The following is a 17,777-nucleotide window of genomic DNA, read 5'->3' as shown; positions in this document are numbered from 1 at the left end:
AAGGTCAGGCTTTCCCCGTGGATTGCGACAGATAGTTCCCCTTCAGCAGCTTCTCGATGATGACCATCAGGATGACGTTGGGGATCACCAGAATCATCGAGACCACCGCCGCGTCCGGGCGCACAAAGGAGTAACCGAGGAAGGAATAAAGAATGGTTGGGACGGTGATAAAATCCGGCGCGCCCAGCACGTATGAGATGCTGAACTCCTCCAGACTTCGCACCAGACAAAAAATCAGCGCGGCCAGAAAGCTTGGCTTGAGCAGTGGCAGATAAGCATTGCAGAACGTGCCCCACGCGCCGGAGCCTAAGTCGCGGCTGGCGTCGATCAGGTCCTGCGGCACCGCCTTAAAGCCTGCCGACATAATGCGGATCGAATAGGGCAGCGTCAGCACCGTATGGCCGATTACAATGCTGATAAAGGCATTGTCGATATTGAGATTGATAAGCATGGCGCTGAAGAATATGCCGATCAGCATCCCCGGCATCACCAGCGGGATCAGCGTCAGCATCTCCGCCACCGCCTTGCCGCGAAAGGTCATGCGCCCGAAGGCGTAGGCGGTGGGCAGCGATAGCAGCAGGCTAACGACCGCCACCGCTGGTGCGATGGTGTAGCTGTTAAACAGCGCCTCCGAAAGCGAGGTCTTTTCCCATACCAGCAGCCAGCGGCTGAACGATAATACGGGCGGGAAGATATCCGGGTAGCTCCACGGATGGGCCGGGTCAACCAGCGACCAGAGGATCGCCATGCCGAACGGCATGCCCAGCCAGACCAGGTTGGCGACCACGAAGAAGATCAGCGAAATCGTCACCACCCGGCGACCGTTGGTAGTGTGGCTCATTTGATCTCTCCTTTGCGGGTGGCGAACGGGGTAATCAGGGTGGCGATGAGCAGCGTGCAGATGGCCGCCGTGAGCATAATGATCACCGCAATCACCGCCGCGTTATTCCACTCGCCGTACTCCATGGCGGTGGCCTGCATCAGGCGCGCCAGCGAGTAGGTATTGCGCGGCCCGGCCACCGAGAAGAAGGCGAAGTCGCCCAGTGCGCCGATAAACACCAGAATCAGCGTCACCTGCACGGCGGGCAGCGTCAGCGGCACCACCACGCCGGTAAAACTGCGCCAGCGGCTGGCGCCGAGATTGCTGGCGGCGTCCAGCACATCGTTGCGAATAGCGTTGACCGCGCCGCCGACGAGGATCAGGGCGAAGGGCAAATTCTTCCAGATTTGCAGGATCACCACGCCCCAGCCGAAATCGTCGTTCTGCATGCGCAGCGGCTCGCTGATAATCCCCAGCGCCAGCAGCAGTTCGTTGATGATGCCGTGGTAAGCGACGATGTTGACGAACAGGAACGCCGCCACCAGGCCGGGGATAAACATCGGCGCGCGCAGTACCGCAATAATGCCCTCTTTACCCGCCATTGGTTTACGCAGCCACAGCGCCAGCGGATACGCGAAAATCACCGAGCCGAACGCGCCCAACAGCGACACCTTCACCGAGTAAAATAGAGCGCTGCGCAGCACCTCGTCCTGCAACATATTGCGCCAGTACTCCAGCGAGAAATGGCTGTCGCCTTCGAGGTTAAACCAGCCCAGGCTCTGGACAATCACCACGTAAAAAGTCGATCCCATCAGTAGCAGGATCGTGCCCAGCCCGCTGAGCATCAGCAGCCAGGCGATCGCATCGTTGCGCCAGTTTTTCATGATACCGGCTCCAGAAAATGAATGGCGTTTTCCGCCAGACGGAAGCAGGCGCGCTCGCCGGAGGCGATGGGCGGCTTTTTGATTAACTGCAAACGGACTGACAGCCCGCTGTCGTTGTGTCCCCAAGCTTCGGTAAGGTTGCCCATAAAGGCCATTTTATCGAGCGTCAGGGTGAAGTGATTGCCGCCCGCCTGCGGCTGGGTGACGTACTGCGCGTCTTCAGGCCGCCAGCAGATATAGCAATGCTCTGCGCGCGGCGGCTGGTCTGAGAACACGTAAAATTCGCCCAGGCCGCAGCGTACACGGTAGTAACCCGGCTGCTCTGCGGACGTGACCTGCGCAGTATCGATATTAGCGGCACCGATAAAGTCCGCCACAAAACGGTTTGCCGGACGGTAGTAGATCTCTTCCGGCTTGCCGATCTGCTCGACGTTGCCGGCGTTCAGCACCACGATTTTGTCCGACATCGCCAGCGCTTCCGCCTGGTCGTGGGTGACGTAGATCGAGGTGAGCCGGTACTGCCGCTGCAACTCTTTGATTTCAAAACGCACGCTTTCACGCAGCTTGGCGTCAAGGTTGGAGAGCGGTTCATCGAACAGGATCACGTCCGGACGGGTGATCATCGCCCGGGCCAGCGCCACGCGCTGCTGCTGACCACCGGAGAGCTGGGCGGGCATTTTTAGCCGCTGGCTTTCCAGCCCGACCTGCTTTAGGGCCTCCGCCAGCCGGGCCTGCTGTTCACCGATGGCGACCTTTTTCTGCTTCAGGCCGAAGCAGATGTTGTGCGCCACGTTGAGGTGCGGAAACAGCGCATAGGACTGGAAGCACATGGCGGTGTTGCGCTTTTCCGGCGGCAGGGCATTAACCGTTTTATCGCCAATCAGAATGCGCCCGCTGTCCGGCTGGTGAAAACCGCCGATCATTTTGAGCAGGGTGGTTTTGCCGCAACCGCTCGGCCCGAGCAGGGTGACAAACTCCCCCTCTTCCGCGCAGAACGAAATCTCTCTGGCGGCGTAAAAATCACCAAACGTTTTGGTTACCTGTTCCAGAACCAGTTTTGACATGAGTCTGTTTTCCGTCGATTAAAAAGATGATTATTAAATTTACATACTAAACATTAAATTTATGTGACGCAGATCTTCAAAGCTGAAAAATGATCTGAATATCAAATTAAATACATACAAAACAACATATTGAACATGAGAAGATAAAAACATCTTTCACATTTAAATTTAAGTAGTAAAGTTAATAACCATCTTACATTCGAGAGGAAAAGAAGATGGCGTTTACTTTTCACCGCGCGGCAGAAGGTATTGTGCTGGCCAACAGTCATCGCGGGTATTCCAGCTGTGCGCCGGAGAACACCTTTCCGGCCTTTGAAGCCGCCCGCCAGGCGGGTACACACTGCATCGAAATAGACATCCACCTGACGGCAGATAATCAGTTGGTCGTGACCCATGACCACCGCATCGACCGGGTTTCTACCGGGCAGGGATTTGTCGAACAGCTGACTTATCCTCAGCTGCTGGAGAGCGACTTTGGCGTGAAATATCACCCTGCGTTTAGCGGGACTCGCATCCCACTGCTGGCGGACGTGCTGCGCTGGGCGATGGAGAACCATATGGGGCTGATAGTTGAAGTGAAACAACGCCGCCGTCATGATGAGTTCGTCGCGGTGCTGGTACAGCTGCTGCGCGCCATGCCGGAAACAATTGGCCATATCCAGCTGCTGGGTTTCAATCATGTACTGATAAATCGAGTGAAGGCGCAAATCCCGGAGCTGGCGTTACAGGTAGTGACGCTGGAGCGTTACAATGACCAGTTGGCGGCAGTGCAGCAGTCCCATGCCAGCTGTGTCTGTTTTGAGTACGAATTTGCCCACGTTGACGATCTGCGGGCTTACAAAAAGGCGGGGCTGGGCGTACGGATGTATCTGCATGAAATGAAAAACGGCATGACGCCGCTGGAGCAGTACGACTATAAATTCGGCTGCGACAGCCGTCCGGTGATTATCGGCTGGATGCAGGCGGGGCTGATTGATATGCTCAGCCACGATGATATTCCGTATTTGCAGGGGCTGATTGAAGAGGCCGGACTGCGCTGGGATTAGATAAAAAATTAAGGACACCATGAACGCCCACTCTGAACGCCTTGAGCTGCGTGGTTCGCAGCGCCTGCTGCTGGAGCTTATCCGCCGCCATGCACCGGTTACTCGCGCGGAGCTGGCGCGTTTGTCAAACCTGACGGCGGGCGCGATTACCCAGCAGTGCCGGGAGCTGATATTTTCCGGTCTGGTGGTCGAAGGTGAGCGTAATACCGGGCAGCGGGGCCAGCCGTCGCTACCGCTGCGGCTTAATCCCGGCGGCGGCTGCGCCATCGGATTGTCGTTCAGTCCGGGTTTTATCGATATGACGGTGGTCGATCTCAGCGGTCGCCAGTTGCTCTCAATTTCCGAGGCGCATCAGGAAAACCAGCCGTTGGCCTCAACGCTCGCACAAATTAAAACGCTGGTCGAGCAGACGCTGAAAAAGCGCCAGCTTCAGCACGCGCGAATTTTCGGGATCGGCTACGCGGTGCCGGGTTTTCTGAAAGCTGACGGACGCAAGCGCCATAGCGTGGCGTGGCTGGAGAGCTGGCGTGAGGTCGATCTCCAGCAGGCGTTTGCCGACAACCTGCCGTGGCCGACATGGGTAGAGAACAACGCCAACGCCTCGGCGGTAGGCGAGCTGTACAGTGGCGAATGGAACGACTATAGCGATCTGACGTTTATCGACCTCGGCTACGGTATCGGCGCTGGGGTGATTTCCGGGCATAAGCTGCTGCGCGGCGGCTTCTTTAATGCGGGCGAGGTAGGGATGGCGTTCCCGTCCGGTACGCCGCGCCCGTCCTATAAAGATCTGGTCGCTACGCTAGAGCACGAGGGGCTAGAAGAAGCGCAGTTACCGGAGCTTATCGCCGGTCAGCATCCGCTGCTGGAGGGTTGGTTTGCCCGCTGCTGCGGCCAGGTAGAACAAACTGTTTTCGGCTGCGTGCAGTGGGTTGATCCACAGCTGATTGTGCTGGGCGGTGCGCTGCCTAAACCGATTATTAGTCGGCTGGTGCAGGAGCTAAATCATCGCCTGCAAACAAAGCTCGACCCTAACCGTCCGAAAGTCATGCTAGCGGCCTCATCGATGGGGGCGCTAAGCGCTTCACGCGGCGCGGCGATGATCCCGCTATATCAGGTGATTAACGAAGGGCAGAGCTAGCAGAAAAGAAGACATTCCCGGAGGCGGTGCTACGCACCTGTCCGGGCTACAAACCGCACGAATCCGTAGCCCGGGCAAGGCGCGTCAAGCGCCGCCCCCGGGAAAACGCGTACAATATTTGAGTCAGCAGCATCCCCGGATTGCGGCTGACACCTTATCCGGGCTACCAGACCGCACGAATCCGTAGCCCGGGCAAGGCGCGTCAAGCGCCGCCCCCGGGGAAAACGCGCACGATATTTGAGTCAGCAGCATCCCCGGATTGTAAAATTTATCCTTACTGCTCAATCGCCGTTCCGGCGTAAATATCAAACCGGTGGCCTTTGGTGGCCACCGCGTTCGGCGTCGCCACATCCGCCAGCGGCGGCGCATAGTCCGGGCGTTTCACCACCACGCGTTTGGTTGCCAACTGACGTGCCGGTTCCAGCAAACCATCCGCATCCAGATCCGGCCCCACCAGCGACTGAAACACCCGCATCTCTTTCTTCACCAGCGCACTTTTCTGCTTATGCGGAAACATCGGGTCGAGATAGACCACCTGCGGACGCGGCGTAATATCAGTGAGCGCCGTCAGGCTGGAGGCGTGAATCAGCTGCAAACGCTCCTGCAACCACGGGCCAATTTCCACATCGGCATAGCCGCGCGCCAGGCCATCGTCGAGCAGCGCGGCAACCACCGGGTTACGTTCCAGCATCCGCACGCGACAACCGACCGAAGCCAGCACAAAAGCATCGCGCCCCAGCCCCGCCGTCGCATCGACCACATCCGGCAGGTAATCGCCCTTAATACCAACCGCTTTCGCTACCGCCTCGCCGCGACCGCCGCCGAACTTGCGTCGATGGGCCATCGCCCCACCAACAAAATCGACAAAAATGCCGCCAAGCTTCGGCTCATCGCGTTTGCGCAGTTCCAGATGCTCTGGCGTCATCACCAGCGCCATCATGTTATCTTCATCGTGATCCAGCCCCCAGCGGGCGGCAAGAACAGATAAGGCGCCGTCTCCGGCGCCCGTTTCATCAATTAAACAGATTTTCACAACAGGATTAACTCTTAATACCGTAATGCTCAAGCATCGCATCCAGCTGCGGCTCGCGGCCGCGGAAGCGTTTGAACAGCGTCATCGGCTCTTCAGAACCGCCGCGAGTCAGGATGTTGTCGAGGAACGACTGACCGGTTTCGCGGTTGAAAATCCCCTCTTCTTCGAAGCGCGAGAAGGCGTCCGCCGCCAGCACGTCGGCCCACAGGTAGCTGTAGTAACCTGCTGCGTAGCCACCAGCAAAAATATGGCTGAAAGCATGCGGGAAGCGGCCCCATGACGGTCCTGGAATCAGCGCAACCTGCTTTTTAATTTCCGCCAGAGTTTCGAGGATTTTAGCCCCCTGCTCTGGCTGGAACTCCGCATGCAGGCGGAAGTCGAACAGGCCGAACTCCAGCTGGCGCAGGATAAACATCGCCGCCTGGTAGTTTTTCGCCGCCAGCATTTTCTCCAGCAGTTCTTTTGGCAACGGCTCGCCGGTTTCATAGTGACCGGAGATAAACGCCAGCGCGTCCGGCTCCCAGCACCAGTTTTCCATAAACTGGCTCGGCAGTTCGACCGCATCCCACGGCACCCCGCTGATGCCGGAAACCCCGGCGGTATCAATACGGGTCAGCATATGGTGCAGGCCATGACCAAACTCGTGGAACAGGGTGATCACTTCATCATGAGTGAACAGCGCCGGTTTGCCGTTCACCGGACGGTTAAAGTTACAGGTCAGATAGGCAACCGGTTTTTGCAGCGAACCATCGAGCTTGCGCATCTGGCCGACGCAATCATCCATCCACGCCCCGCCGCGCTTGTGTTCACGAGCGTAGAGATCGAGGTAGAAGCTGCCGCGCAGTTCATTGTTTTCGTCATACAGCTCGAAGAAACGCACTTCCGGATGCCAGACGTCAACATCGGTACGTTCTTTGGCGGTAATACCATAAATACGTTTAACGACTTCGAACAGGCCGTTAACGGCTTTGTTTTCAGGGAAGTACGGACGCAGCTGCTCGTCGCTGATGCTGTACAGATGCTGTTTCTGCTTTTCGCTGTAGTATGCGATGTCCCACGGCTGCAGTTCATCAACGCCAAATTCGGCTTTGGCGAAGGCTCGCAGCTGGGCAAGCTCTTTCTCACCCTGGGGACGGGCGCGTTTGGCCAGGTCGGTCAGGAAGTCGAGCACCTGCTGTGGGTTCTCGGCCATTTTGGTAGCCAGAGACTTGTCGGCATAGCTGTCGAAGCCCAGTAGCTGCGCCAGCTCGTGGCGCAGGGCAAGGATTTCCGCCATCACTGGGCTGTTGTCCCACTTCCCGGCGTTTGGCCCCTGGTCAGAAGCGCGGGTGGAGTAAGCGCGATACAGCTCTTCACGCAGCGCTTGATTGTCGCAGTAAGTCATTACCGGCAGATAGCTCGGGATATCCAGAGTCAGCAGATACCCTTCCTGCTCCTTGGCTTCAGCCTGCGCTTTGGCTGCGGCCAGTGCGCTTTCCGGCATACCGGAAAGTTCGGCTTCATCGGTCACCAGCTTCGTCCAACCCATAGTGGCGTCGAGCACGTTGTTGCTGTACTGGTTGCCCAGCTCGGACAGGCGCGCGGCGATTTCGCCATAGCGTTTCTGCTGCTCTTTCTCCAGGCCAATACCAGAAAGTTCAAAATCACGCAGCGCATTATCGACCGCTTTTTTCTGCGCGGTGTTCAGGGTGGCGTAATGATCGCCATCACGCAGATCGCGGTACGCTTTGTACAGACCTTCATGTTGCCCAACCCAGGTGCTGTACTCGGAGAGCAGCGGCAGGGTTTGTTCGTATGCTTCGCGCAGTTCCGGGCTGTTTTTAACCGAGTTCAGGTGGCTGACCGGGGAAAAAATGCGCCCCAGCACGTCGTCCACTTCCGCCAGCGGCTGGCAAAGATTTTCCCAGGTGTACGGCGCCCCTTGCGCCACCGCGCTCTCTACCGCCGCCCGGCAATCATCCAGCGCTTTGGTGACCGCGGGGACGACATGTTCAGGTTGGATAGCAGAGAAAGGGGGCAATAAAAAAGGCGTCAGTAATGGATTGGTCATATGCGCAGTCCTGTTGAAGAGGGTAAATGAAGCGCGCGTCCGGCGCTTTAGCATGAGATCTAGAATGGGGGATAGTTGGGTGAATTTCAATGTCAGGCGCTGCGCAGAACCGGGTATTACTGCGATAAGCCTGGCCGTTGTGGCTATTGCGTATAAAAAAGCCGGGTCAGCATCGCTGCTACCCGGCCCGTTTTATACTCACGCTCTGCTTACACCACCATCCCCAACAGCAAGCAGCCAATCAGACCGCACACGGAGATAATGGTTTCCAGCACCGACCACGACCTGATGGTCTCGCCAATAGTCAGGTTGAAGTACTCTTTAAACAGCCAGAAGCCCGGATCGTTGACGTGAGAGAAGATAACGCTACCGGAACCAACGGCGATAACCATCAGTTCAGGACTCACGCCGGTAGTCGCGATCAACGGTGCGGCAATACCGCCTGCGGTAATAGCGGCAACGGTCGCCGAACCCAGCGCAATACGCAGTACCGCAGCAATCGACCAGGCCATAAACAGCGGAGACATATTGGATTCATGCATGATAGAGGCGATGTATTTGTCCATCCCGCTATCGACCAGCACCTGTTTGAAGGCGCCACCGCCACCGATGATCAGCAGCATCATGGCAATGATTTTGATAGAAGAGGTCAGGGTTTCGTTAATCTGGTCCATCGAACGACCACGGTTGAGGCCAAAGGTGAACAGCGCGATCAGCACCGCAATCAGCGTTGCCATCACCGGGTCGCCAAAGAACTCAGCAACCGGCAGGAAAGCATGACCTTTCGGCAGCACCATCTCGGCTACCGCACGCATCGCCATCAGAATAACCGGCACCAGAGAAGTCCAGACGCTGACGCCAAAACCCGGCATCTCTTCTTCAGTGAACGTTTTCGGGTTATGCAGGCCTTCAGGAATCGGTTTATCGATGCCTTTCAGGAAGCGTGCGTAAACCGGACCGGCCAGAATCACTGTCGGGATCGCCAGAATGGTACCAAACAGCAGAGTTTTACCCATATCGGCATGGAAAATGGTGGCAATCGCCGTCGGACCCGGGTGCGGAGGCAGGAAGCCGTGGGTAACGGAGAGCGCGGCCGCCATCGGTACACCGACGTATAGCAGCGGGATGCGGGCAGACGCAGCGATGGTAAAGACCAGCGGCAGCATCAACACGAAACCCACTTCATAGAACAGCGCGAAGCCGACGGTAAAACCGGTCAGCACGACTGCCCATTGGATGTGTTGTTTACCAAATTTGTCAATTAGCGTGGTGGCGATACGCTGCGCACCGCCGCAGTCCGCCAGCATTTTACCGAGCATAGCGCCGAAGCCCATGATCAGCGCGAGGCTGCCGAGGGTTCCCCCAACGCCGTTCTTGATGGAAACGATAACTTTATCCAGAGGCATACCCTGCATGAGCCCGACGGCAAGCGCCACCAGAACCAGAGCGATAAAACCGTTCATTTTGAAACGGATCATCAGCAACAATAACAGGGCAACCCCGATAGCAACGATGACTAATGGCATGATTTACCTGGCCTTAATTTGTTATGGGTAACGTCATAGTTTCAACATTGACTTCATCCGTTCCGACCGGAACAAAAAATGTCCGACGCCGTAAATGCTAGCTTTATCCTTACCCAGAGAAAGGATAGCTGGCTATTTTTTAATCTGTGGCGCCTGAAACGAATGATACGGGTAACATGGTAAGTTTGAGAATCACCTAAGCAGTGAAAATTTCAAATATGAGACTTAAGTCATACTCTTTCCCGGGTTTTTGCCGGGTTGCTTAGCGGGGAATGTTGTGCGGTAACTGAGAAGAGTAGCCCGACAGCGCAAATACTGCCGGGCGGGGGAATTAATAGTAGGAGTGCTCGCCGCGCTGGTGTTCGGTTAGATCGCGTACGCCTTTCAGTTCCGGGAATTCGTTCAGCATCTGCTTCTCGATCCCTTCTTTCAGGGTTACATCGACCATCGAACAGCCATTGCAGCCGCCGCCGAATTGCAGGATCGCCAGGCCATCGTCGGTGATTTCCATCAGCGTGACGCGCCCGCCGTGACCGGCCAGCTGCGGGTTAATCTGCGATTGCAGCAGGTATTCGACGCGCTCCATCAGCGGGGCATCATCAGAAACCTTGCGCATCTTGGCGTTTGGCGCTTTCAGCGTTAGCTGAGAACCGAGCTGGTCGGTAACAAAATCGATTTCAGCGTCTTCCAGGTACGGCGCGCTAAGTTCATCGACATAAGCGGTCAGTTGCTCAAACTTCAGCGCAGTATCGGTGTCTTCCACCGCATCCGGTGGGCAGTAGGAAACGCCGCACTCAGCGTTTGGGGTACCGGGATTGATCACAAATACGCGAATTTGTGTCCCTTCTTCCTGATTTACCAGCAGTTTGGCAAAGTGCGCTTGTGCAGCATCGGAAATACGGATCATAGCGTTGGCCTAATAGTTGACTATTTTACTTGGTTATAATACGCCCATCAGCAGGGGTCTACAAGGTACGGCATATACACCATACCTGAACCGTCGCGGCGCCGTTTCGCAAAAGCAGGCGGGATATCTCGGCGACGGTGCTTCCGGTTGTGACGACATCATCCACAATGGCGATATGGTGACCCCGCACCGACAATTCAAGCTGAAAGGCGTTTTTCAGGTTCTGTTTGCGCAATCTGGCGCTGAGCTGATGCTGGGTGGCGGTACGACGCTGGCGGGTGAGCGCATCGCTACGCCAGGCACAGCCCATCCAGCGCGCCAGCGGGCGGCACAGCAGATCGCTCTGATTAAAACCCCGCTTCCACTGGCGACGCTGCCAGAGCGGCACGCTGATAATTCGATCGGGTTTGGGAAGCCCCCTGCTCTGATGAATACGCAACAGCAGAAGACGCGCCAGCGCCGGAGCCAGCTCTGGTCGTTTGTTGAATTTCAGCTGGTGAATCATCCCGCTCAGCGGCGGCCGATAATCATTCACCGCAACCAGCCGCTGCCACGCCGGTGGTTTTTGCAGGCAGCGCCCGCACGGCAGCAGGCCTGCCTGAGCAGGTAGCCCACACTGAGGACAGAGCGGCTCAGACGCCATCAACGATGCAGCGCATCGCGAGCAGATCCCCCAGCGGGCGATGGCCAGCGGCATTTGGCATAGCCAGCATAAGCTGTGTGCTGTTAGCATATTTCCCCTTATATTGATGGAAAGAGAACAGTAACCGATGAAAGAGATCTGGTGGCAAACCACGGGCGAAGGAAATTGTCATCTTGTGCTGCTGCACGGATGGGGGCTGAATGCGCAAGTGTGGGATTGCATCACGCCGGAACTGGCCTCGCATTTCACGCTGCACCTCGTCGACCTTCCGGGCTATGGCCGCAGCGGCGGCTTTGCTGCACTATCGCTCCAGGAGATGGCGCAGCAGGTACTAGCCAAAGCGCCAGAGCGCGCTATCTGGCTGGGCTGGAGCCTCGGCGGGCTGGTGGCAAGTCAGGTTGCGTTAACTCACCCCGACCGCGTGCAGGCGCTGGTCACCATCGCCTCTTCTCCTTGTTTTAGCGCCCACGATAGCTGGCCGGGAATCAAACCCGAGGTGCTGAGCGGTTTTCAACAGCAACTGAGTGAAGATTTTCAGCGCACCGTCGAGCGCTTTCTGGCGCTGCAAACCATGGGAACCGAGAGCGCCCGCCAGGATGCCAGAGCGCTGAAGAAGACGGTGCTGTCGCTGCCGATGCCTACGTCGGAGGTGCTAAACGGCGGGCTGGAGATCCTCAAAACTGCCGATTTACGCCAGCCGCTGACGGCGCTAACGATGCCGTTTTTACGTCTATACGGTCGGCTGGATGGTCTGGTGCCGCGAAAAATCGTGCCGGTGCTCGACGCACTGTGGCCACAGAGCCAATCCATCATCTTCGATAAAGCCGCCCACGCGCCGTTTATCTCTCATCCACAGGAATTTTGCGCACCTCTGATAGCGCTAAAAGCCCAGGTCAGTAAATATTTTTAGCAGGACATGGTAAAAACGCAGGGCCCGACAATACTTAGGTTGTTGCGGCGGTTGACTATTTCATGTCGCCTTCGCGACCTAAAAACAACAACCTAATGGAGAGTAGAGGCTATGAAACTTGTTACAGGAATTGTTGCATCTCTGGTGATTGGTTCACTGTCCTTCGGCGCGTTCGCTGCCAAGGAAATTCAAAAAGATGAGTTGGCTAAACTGAATCTGACCAAAATTGGTACGATTACGACGTCAAAAACAACCTCTCCGATGGATGCAAGACAAGATCTGTCGAAAAAAGCGGATGAGATGGGCGGCACCTATTTTGTGGTGATTGCAGGCGAGAAGAACGAGAAAACGGTTCACGCGAACGCGGACGTCTACAAGTAAGCCAGTAAGCGGGTCTCAGGACCCGCTTTCGGTATCGCGACGGTGCGAGCGGTTTCCCGTGATTATTGATGAACTTTGGTCGCCATCTGATACGCAGCAGGCAGGTTCAACCGCTGCCAGAACTGCTGGTCACCGGTCTCACCCGACAGCGGGTATCCTGCGGGCAGAGCCGTTTTGACCATCAGCGTCCGACGCTGCGCAGCAGACAGGTTCGGCAATGCCGCTTCCAGCAGCACTTCCGCCCCTTCCGGCACCGTCAGACTCTGTTTTTCACCCTTCTGCTGCGGCAGGCTGTAGGTCATGGTGAAGCGATAAAAATCACGCATTGCCGGGTCGCGATAGGGATCGTCCTTCGCAGGCACCTTCGCGCATTCCGCTAGCGTCGTACCGCACTCTTTCTCCAGCGCCGTACGCAGTTGGTCGCGAGCTTCATTGAACAACGCGCGATACTTCGCATCATTCAGATAGTGAGCGACGTTGCGCTGCGCCACCATCCGCGAGCCCATCACGTCCAGCGGATAATGCACGCCCAGCACGATGCGCGAGTAACCATAGCGAGCGCCGCGGGTTACCAGCGCATCAAAGCGCTCGGGGATCATCTCCGCCATCAGCAGCGCATCGGTATAGCCGGTATTGGTGTGTCCGCTCGGGAATGAGCCACCGTCTGCGGTATACGGTTTGTTATCCTTCACCACCACATCGTCCGGTACCAGATGAATCGTATTCCCCTGAATCAGGAACGGGCGCGGGTTATTAAAATGCTTTTTTGCCGCTCCGGTACTCACTTCGGAAGCTTTAATCAGCGCAGCTGCCTTACCGAGTTCGCCTTTATCGTAGGCGGTCAGAAACGCTTTCCCCAGACGCGGTCCCATCGCATCGCTAAGGAAATAGAGATAGCTGATGCCTTCCGCGTCTGCCAGCGCCTGATGACGAGAGGTCTGCACAGCATCGCGGTTAATCGCGGTGACGGTTTCGAGGTTTTGCTGTATGACCGCCTCCGGCAACGTGCTAAACGCCGAGAGCAGCTCGATACCGGCCTGCTGGTTGGCTTTAGCCTGAAAGTCATAATCGCTGGCCTTTAGCCACGCTTTATCCGCCTGAGTTTTAGTCTGTTTGGCGTGCTCCAGCTGGTCACGTGTGAGGGTTGATGCATCGCCCTTCAGCGCATTACGTAGCTGCGCCAGGCTTTGGCTCTCCAGGGCATCGAATGCCGGACTCGCAGCCGCAGGCGTCACGCCGTTAGCCATCGCCGCCGCCTGATTCAAAGGGACATCTTGCGCCATAACCGGCAGCGCCAGAATGAGCGCCGATGTCAGAAGTGTGATTTGCAGTTTCATTATTTTCCCTTTATACAAACAATTACCTTGCCGGTATGCGACGCTAGCCCCCCTGTTTTACGTTTTTATGACACGGTTATGTTTTGCAACGCTTTAGCAGGAATTGAAACAGCACAGTGCCGGAAGCGGTAATCCAGGCGGATCTGCGGTAAACTATCGGTTATCTTGTTTACTTCCCGGAATCACCGCATCCATGCTCAGTTATCGCCACAGCTTTCACGCAGGCAACCACGCCGACGTCCTTAAACACACCGTTCAGAGTCTGATCATTGAATCGCTCAAAGAGAAAGAAAAGCCGTTTCTCTATCTGGACACTCACGCCGGTGCAGGCCGCTATCAGCTGAGCGGCGAGCACGCCGAGCGTACTGGTGAATATCTTGAAGGTATCGCCCGCATCTGGCAGCAGGATGACCTGCCCGCCGAGCTGGAGCCGTATATCTCCGTCGTCCAGCATTTCAACCGCAGCGGTCAATTGCGCTACTACCCGGGCTCCCCACTGATTGCCCGTCAGCTGCTGCGCGAGCATGACAGCCTGCAGATGACCGAGCTGCACCCGAGCGATTTCCCGCTGCTGCGCTCCGAGTTCCAGAAAGATGATCGCGCCCGCGTGGAAAAAGCCGATGGCTACCAGCAACTTAAGTCTAAGCTGCCGCCCGTTTCTCGTCGTGGGCTGGTGCTTATCGACCCGCCTTACGAAATCAAAAGCGACTACCAGGCGGTAGTGACCGGTATTCATGAAGGCTACAAGCGCTTTGCGACCGGTACCTACGCGCTGTGGTATCCGGTGGTGCTGCGAGCACAGATTAAGCGCATGATCAAAGAGTTAGAAGCCACCGGCATTCGCAAAATTCTGCAAATTGAGTTGGCGGTACGCCCGGACAGCGATCAGCGCGGCATGACCGCCTCCGGGATGATCGTCATCAACCCACCGTGGAAGCTGGAGCAGCAGATGAACAACGTGCTGCCGTGGCTGCATAAGAAGCTGGTACCGAACGGTATCGGCCACGCAACGGTCAGTTGGATCGTGCCAGAGTAATCGCAACCATCGGTGGAACCTTTTACGCCTCGCGCTACAATCGCGGCCATTCAATAATAAGGACCAGAGCCATGACCAAACATTATGACTACATCACTATCGGCGGCGGCAGCGGCGGCATCGCCTCCATCAACCGTGCGGCAATGTATGGACAGAAGTGCGCGCTGATTGAAGCCAAAGATCTGGGCGGCACCTGCGTAAACGTCGGCTGCGTGCCGAAGAAAGTCATGTGGCATGCGGCGCAGATCCGCGAAGCAATCCATCTGTATGGCCCGGATTACGGCTTTGATGCCACCATCAATAATTTCGACTGGGACAAACTGATCGCCAGCCGTAGCGCCTATATCGACCGTATCCACACCTCTTACGATAACGTGCTGGGTAAAAACAAAGTCGATGTGATTAAGGGCTTCGCGCGCTTTGTCGATGCGAAAACCGTGGAAGTGAATGGCGAAACCATCACCGCCGATCATATCCTGATCGCCACCGGCGGTCGTCCGAGCCATCCGAATATTCCGGGCGTCGAGTACGGCATCGATTCCGATGGCTTCTTCGAACTGCCAGCGCTGCCGAAACGTGTTGCGGTCGTTGGCGCAGGCTATATTGCCGTTGAGCTGGCGGGCGTGATTAATGGCCTGGGTGCGGAAACTCACCTGTTTGTGCGTAAACACGCGCCGCTGCGCAGCTTTGATCCGCTAATCGTCGAGACGCTGGTCGAAGTGATGAACGCCGAAGGCCCGCAGCTGCACACCAACTCCATTCCGAAAGCGGTGGTCAAGAATGCCGATGGCAGCCTGACCCTGGAGCTGGAAGATGGCCGCAGCCAGACCGTCGACTGCCTGATTTGGGCGATTGGTCGCGAACCGGCAAACGATAACTTCAATCTCGCCGTTACAGGTGTGAAAACCAACGATAAAGGCTATATCGTCGTCGATAAATTCCAGAATACCAACGTTTCTGGTATTTACGCCGTTGGCGATAATACCGGTGCCGTTGAGCTGACCCCAGTTGCGGTTGCCGCCGGTCGTCGTCTCTCAGAGCGTCTGTTTAACAACAAACCGGACGAGCATCTGGACTACAGCAACATCCCGACCGTGGTCTTCAGCCATCCGCCTATCGGCACCGTCGGCTTAACCGAACCGCAGGCGCGCGAGCAGTACGGTGATGACGCAGTGAAGGTGTATAAATCCTCTTTCACCGCCATGTACACCGCGGTGACCTCGCACCGCCAGCCGTGCCGCATGAAGCTGGTCTGCGTCGGCCCGGAAGAGAAGATTGTCGGCATTCACGGCATCGGTTTTGGTATGGACGAAATGCTGCAAGGCTTCGCGGTGGCGCTGAAAATGGGCGCGACTAAGAAAGACTTCGATAATACCGTGGCGATTCACCCGACGGCATCGGAAGAATTTGTGACGATGCGCTAATTCTCGGAACCCCGTGTTAGCACGGGGTTTTTCTTTAATAATTCCAGCCAGTAGAATTCAGCTTTCTCGTTCTTTTCCTGTACAACTACCGATATCGATCAATACTTTCACAAAAAAGTTCTGCCGATTGTATAGTCCTGGAAAAACGGCAGGAACATCCTTAAGAGCCACTCGCCTACTGATTAATTGCTTAATATCAATGGCTCCGGAACTCAGATACTGTATTGATGTTTTCCATTCTTGCCCTGGAAATGGCGCTGATATTGAATTCCACGACCCAAGCACCTTTAACTCATTGCGCACAATTTTCTCAAAGTTAAGCCTCGGGAAGCTGACATCGCCATAAGGTATTCCTAACAGGACAACGGAACCACCTTTTGCCGCAAGAAGCAAAGCGCTGGCAATACCTCCTGCATTTCCTGAAGACTCTATAACAATGTCCACACCAAGGTTTTCGGTCAGCGTCTGAAAACGGGTAAGATATCCTTCATCGAGAACGGAAAATATATGGCTGGCTCCCGTACGTTTGGCAATATCAAGTTTCTGTTCATCAGTATCAAAAGCATAAACCTCCCCTGCCCCACATACCTTTGCCCATTGCACAGCCAAAAGACCGATCGTTCCGCAGCCAACTATGGCCACCCGACTGCCTGCTTTAATATCAACCTGCCGTAACCCATGTACCACTACGCTGGAAGGTTCTATAAAGCTTGCTGTCGCAAAATCCATTGAATCAGGTAGCTTCAGAACATTGCGCGCAGGAACAAGAATATACTCCGCAAAAGCGCCGTTTTTATGGCCGCCGAGTACTTTTAGGTCGGTACATCGTGCATAATGTCCCTGCTGGCAATAGCAACATTCAAAGCAGGGGAAGCAGTTACATGCTGTAACCCGATCGCCATTTTTCAGTCCTGTCACTGCGGCTCCCACTTGCTCTACAACACCAGAGAATTCATGCCCCCAGGTTAACCCCGGATTATATGACCCCAGCTTGCCAAAACGAGAAATATCCGAGCCACAGATACCAGCCACCGCGACCTTGATTAAAACATCATGATCGTTGACTAAGGATGGTTTTTCCACCTCCTCATATCTTACATCTTGTATCGAATAAAGATTTAAGGTTTTCATATAATCACTCCCTGGCAACTAAAATGAACCGGCATTAAAATATATAAAATTCGGGTGAGAAACGATAATAGAATACCAAAGAGTAAACAACGCAGTTGTTACTCTATTATATGAAAAATAGTTCTCACCCAAAAAGTGAAAATAGACTTACCTTAATAGAACTAGTCTTTTTCACCAAAACCAGCAGCAAATGCTGTTTTTAATTCGCTCATTAACTCATGCTCATCCTCACCATTACAGATAAGGTCAACCATGGTGTTACCTTTCACTCCAGCACCAAGAATACTCATCATTCCTTTGATCTGGATCTCTTTTCCATTATTAACCAAAGTTAGTGATGAAGTATATTTCTTCACAATTTTGGCTAGAGATGCGGCAGGCCTGGCGTGCAACCCGGTACTGTTCACTACTTTGACGCTTTGTCTAATCATGATTCTTCCAGCTATA

At 55.4% G+C, this 17,777-nt stretch carries 17 protein-coding genes; 6 read left to right on the top strand and 11 right to left on the bottom strand.

Translation table 11 applies throughout. The annotated features are described in order from the left end of the window. Positions 1-4: 4 nt before the first annotated feature. Genes AC07P6_RS01660 through AC07P6_RS01650 form a run of 3 tightly spaced genes read right to left on the bottom strand, consistent with a single transcriptional unit; the run spans position 5 to position 2,768 of the window. A complete protein-coding gene (locus AC07P6_RS01660) occupies positions 5-841 on the bottom strand; it encodes an ABC transporter permease (RefSeq protein ID WP_110274846.1) in 837 nt (278 codons plus the stop codon). Next, positions 838-1,704: an ABC transporter permease gene (locus tag AC07P6_RS01655; RefSeq protein WP_182235208.1), complete on the bottom strand. Its 867-nt coding sequence runs from the start codon at positions 1,702-1,704 to the stop codon at positions 838-840. The genes AC07P6_RS01660 and AC07P6_RS01655 overlap by 4 nt, the downstream gene beginning before the upstream one ends. Beyond that, positions 1,701-2,768, bottom strand: coding sequence for an ABC transporter ATP-binding protein (locus AC07P6_RS01650; RefSeq protein ID WP_478315523.1), 1,068 nt, complete (start codon positions 2,766-2,768; stop codon positions 1,701-1,703). Before AC07P6_RS01650 ends, AC07P6_RS01655 begins: the two co-directional genes overlap by 4 nt. A gap of 215 nt (positions 2,769-2,983) precedes the next feature. On the opposite strand from AC07P6_RS01650, the gene AC07P6_RS01645 reads away from it, so the two are divergent. Together AC07P6_RS01645 and AC07P6_RS01640 are read left to right on the top strand one after the other, a co-directional pair. Further along, positions 2,984-3,814 (top strand): glycerophosphodiester phosphodiesterase, encoded by an 831-nt coding sequence (locus AC07P6_RS01645; RefSeq protein WP_182235210.1) that lies wholly within the window; start codon positions 2,984-2,986, stop codon positions 3,812-3,814. A 19-nt stretch (positions 3,815-3,833) separates the two neighbouring features. After that, a complete protein-coding gene (locus AC07P6_RS01640; protein ID WP_182235211.1) occupies positions 3,834-4,952 on the top strand; it encodes an ROK family transcriptional regulator in 1,119 nt (372 codons plus the stop codon). Between the two features lie 274 nt (positions 4,953-5,226). Here AC07P6_RS01640 and rsmJ read toward each other — a convergent pair whose 3' ends face one another. From rsmJ to gntX, 5 genes are all read right to left on the bottom strand, one after another. Continuing rightward, complete coding sequence (gene rsmJ, locus AC07P6_RS01635) at positions 5,227-5,985, bottom strand: 16S rRNA (guanine(1516)-N(2))-methyltransferase RsmJ (protein ID WP_478315522.1); 759 nt, start codon at positions 5,983-5,985, stop codon at positions 5,227-5,229. Positions 5,986-5,992: 7 nt separating this feature from the next. Beyond that, positions 5,993-8,035 (bottom strand): oligopeptidase A, encoded by a 2,043-nt coding sequence (gene prlC / locus AC07P6_RS01630; protein ID WP_182235213.1) that lies wholly within the window; start codon positions 8,033-8,035, stop codon positions 5,993-5,995. A 209-nt stretch (positions 8,036-8,244) separates the two neighbouring features. Beyond that, positions 8,245-9,561, bottom strand: coding sequence for a gluconate transporter (gene gntT / locus AC07P6_RS01625; RefSeq protein WP_110274838.1), 1,317 nt, complete (start codon positions 9,559-9,561; stop codon positions 8,245-8,247). A 331-nt stretch (positions 9,562-9,892) separates the two neighbouring features. Beyond that, positions 9,893-10,468 (bottom strand): Fe-S biogenesis protein NfuA, encoded by a 576-nt coding sequence (nfuA, locus tag AC07P6_RS01620; RefSeq protein WP_110274837.1) that lies wholly within the window; start codon positions 10,466-10,468, stop codon positions 9,893-9,895. Positions 10,469-10,526: 58 nt separating this feature from the next. Further along, complete coding sequence (gene gntX / locus AC07P6_RS01615; RefSeq protein WP_434661214.1) at positions 10,527-11,201, bottom strand: DNA utilization protein GntX; 675 nt, start codon at positions 11,199-11,201, stop codon at positions 10,527-10,529. Between the two features lie 37 nt (positions 11,202-11,238). Between gntX and bioH the strand changes: the two genes are divergently transcribed. Together bioH and AC07P6_RS01605 are read left to right on the top strand one after the other, a co-directional pair. Continuing rightward, entirely contained in the window at positions 11,239-12,021 is a 783-nt protein-coding gene (gene bioH, locus AC07P6_RS01610; protein WP_478315521.1) for a pimeloyl-ACP methyl ester esterase BioH, read from the top strand. Between the two features lie 111 nt (positions 12,022-12,132). Beyond that, on the top strand, positions 12,133-12,402 hold the full coding sequence (locus tag AC07P6_RS01605; protein ID WP_478315520.1) for a YdgH/BhsA/McbA-like domain containing protein: 270 nt from the start codon (positions 12,133-12,135) through the stop codon (positions 12,400-12,402). A 62-nt stretch (positions 12,403-12,464) separates the two neighbouring features. On the opposite strand, the gene AC07P6_RS01600 is transcribed toward AC07P6_RS01605, so the two are convergent. Beyond that, a complete protein-coding gene (locus tag AC07P6_RS01600) occupies positions 12,465-13,739 on the bottom strand; it encodes an acid phosphatase (protein WP_182235216.1) in 1,275 nt (424 codons plus the stop codon). Between the two features lie 193 nt (positions 13,740-13,932). Here AC07P6_RS01600 and AC07P6_RS01595 point away from each other — a divergent pair, with 193 nt between their 5' ends. Both AC07P6_RS01595 and gorA read left to right on the top strand, forming a co-directional pair. Next, positions 13,933-14,775 carry a 23S rRNA (adenine(2030)-N(6))-methyltransferase RlmJ gene (locus AC07P6_RS01595; protein ID WP_110274832.1) on the top strand — a complete coding sequence of 281 codons (843 nt, stop codon included), beginning with the start codon at positions 13,933-13,935 and terminating at the stop codon, positions 14,773-14,775. 71 nt (positions 14,776-14,846) lie between these two features. Beyond that, on the top strand, positions 14,847-16,199 hold the full coding sequence (gene gorA, locus AC07P6_RS01590) for a glutathione-disulfide reductase (protein WP_478315519.1): 1,353 nt from the start codon (positions 14,847-14,849) through the stop codon (positions 16,197-16,199). A gap of 57 nt (positions 16,200-16,256) precedes the next feature. On the opposite strand, the gene AC07P6_RS01585 is transcribed toward gorA, so the two are convergent. Together AC07P6_RS01585 and AC07P6_RS01580 are read right to left on the bottom strand one after the other, a co-directional pair. Further along, positions 16,257-17,330: a galactitol-1-phosphate 5-dehydrogenase gene (locus AC07P6_RS01585; RefSeq protein WP_478315518.1), complete on the bottom strand. Its 1,074-nt coding sequence runs from the start codon at positions 17,328-17,330 to the stop codon at positions 16,257-16,259. Between the two features lie 161 nt (positions 17,331-17,491). Further along, on the bottom strand, positions 17,492-17,761 hold the full coding sequence (locus tag AC07P6_RS01580) for an HPr family phosphocarrier protein (RefSeq protein WP_434661209.1): 270 nt from the start codon (positions 17,759-17,761) through the stop codon (positions 17,492-17,494). Between the last annotated feature and the right edge of the window lie 16 nt (positions 17,762-17,777).

This window comes from Klebsiella sp. GFKo11, assembly GCF_056490265.1.
The sequence above is the reverse complement of the archived record's forward strand: the minus strand, read 5'-3'. Positions and strand labels throughout refer to the sequence as shown.

What these genes read in the sequence shown, in the direction of transcription:
- AC07P6_RS01660 (WP_110274846.1), bottom strand. Translation starts at nt 841, where the DNA reads ATGAGCCACACTACCAACGGTCGCCGGGTGGTGACGATTTCGCTGATC.
- AC07P6_RS01655 (WP_182235208.1), bottom strand. Translation starts at nt 1,704, where the DNA reads ATGAAAAACTGGCGCAACGATGCGATCGCCTGGCTGCTGATGCTCAGC.
- AC07P6_RS01650 (WP_478315523.1), bottom strand. Translation starts at nt 2,768, where the DNA reads ATGTCAAAACTGGTTCTGGAACAGGTAACCAAAACGTTTGGTGATTTT.
- AC07P6_RS01645 (WP_182235210.1), top strand. Translation starts at nt 2,984, where the DNA reads ATGGCGTTTACTTTTCACCGCGCGGCAGAAGGTATTGTGCTGGCCAAC.
- AC07P6_RS01640 (WP_182235211.1), top strand. Translation starts at nt 3,834, where the DNA reads ATGAACGCCCACTCTGAACGCCTTGAGCTGCGTGGTTCGCAGCGCCTG.
- prlC (WP_182235213.1), bottom strand. Translation starts at nt 8,035, where the DNA reads ATGACCAATCCATTACTGACGCCTTTTTTATTGCCCCCTTTCTCTGCT.
- gntT (WP_110274838.1), bottom strand. Translation starts at nt 9,561, where the DNA reads ATGCCATTAGTCATCGTTGCTATCGGGGTTGCCCTGTTATTGTTGCTG.
- nfuA (WP_110274837.1), bottom strand. Translation starts at nt 10,468, where the DNA reads ATGATCCGTATTTCCGATGCTGCACAAGCGCACTTTGCCAAACTGCTG.
- gntX (WP_434661214.1), bottom strand. Translation starts at nt 11,201, where the DNA reads ATGCTAACAGCACACAGCTTATGCTGGCTATGCCAAATGCCGCTGGCC.
- bioH (WP_478315521.1), top strand. Translation starts at nt 11,239, where the DNA reads ATGAAAGAGATCTGGTGGCAAACCACGGGCGAAGGAAATTGTCATCTT.
- AC07P6_RS01605 (WP_478315520.1), top strand. Translation starts at nt 12,133, where the DNA reads ATGAAACTTGTTACAGGAATTGTTGCATCTCTGGTGATTGGTTCACTG.
- AC07P6_RS01600 (WP_182235216.1), bottom strand. Translation starts at nt 13,739, where the DNA reads ATGAAACTGCAAATCACACTTCTGACATCGGCGCTCATTCTGGCGCTG.
- AC07P6_RS01595 (WP_110274832.1), top strand. Translation starts at nt 13,933, where the DNA reads ATGCTCAGTTATCGCCACAGCTTTCACGCAGGCAACCACGCCGACGTC.
- gorA (WP_478315519.1), top strand. Translation starts at nt 14,847, where the DNA reads ATGACCAAACATTATGACTACATCACTATCGGCGGCGGCAGCGGCGGC.
- AC07P6_RS01585 (WP_478315518.1), bottom strand. Translation starts at nt 17,330, where the DNA reads ATGAAAACCTTAAATCTTTATTCGATACAAGATGTAAGATATGAGGAG.
- AC07P6_RS01580 (WP_434661209.1), bottom strand. Translation starts at nt 17,761, where the DNA reads ATGATTAGACAAAGCGTCAAAGTAGTGAACAGTACCGGGTTGCACGCC.